General features: G+C 68.7%; 1 protein-coding gene. It reads right to left on the reverse strand.

Annotated elements, in window-relative coordinates; translation table 11 throughout:
* Positions 1–495 (reverse strand): HNH endonuclease signature motif containing protein (locus AC5Y4Q_RS21635; RefSeq protein WP_499960168.1); only part of this gene is annotated, 495 nt, incomplete at both ends.

Below are 495 nucleotides of genomic sequence, written 5' to 3' on the forward strand. Positions count from 1 at the left end.
CGGTGGTGGTTGGGGTTGGAAGGGTTGGTACCACCACCATTGGGCGCGTTCGCCGGTTGGTCCGGGGCACGGTGGGACGGTGGGCGGGGGTTGTTTGGGTGGCCGGGCTAGTGATGCCGGGGTCAGTGGTCGGTTGGTGTGGTCGGTGATGGTGAGGTTGGCGGCGTCGCCGGTGATGGTGATGATGCCGCGATGGTGTAGGCGGTGGTGGTAGGGGCAGACCAGCACGAGGTTGGGTAGCTCGGTTTTGCCGCCGTGTTCCCAGTGGCGGATGTGGTGGGCGTGTAGGCCGCGGGTGGTGCTGCAGCCGGGAACCACGCAGGTGGAGTCGCGGTGCTCGAGTGCGCGGCGCAGCCGGCGGCTGATTCCGCGGGTGGTGCGTCCGGCCCCGATGGGCTCGCCGTTGCGCTCGAACCAGGCCTCGAAGGTGGCGTCGCATAACAGGTATTGGCGTTCGGCGTCGGACAGTAGCGGGCCCAGGTGCAGTTGCCCGGC

This window comes from Mycobacterium sp. NGS16, assembly GCF_059813225.1.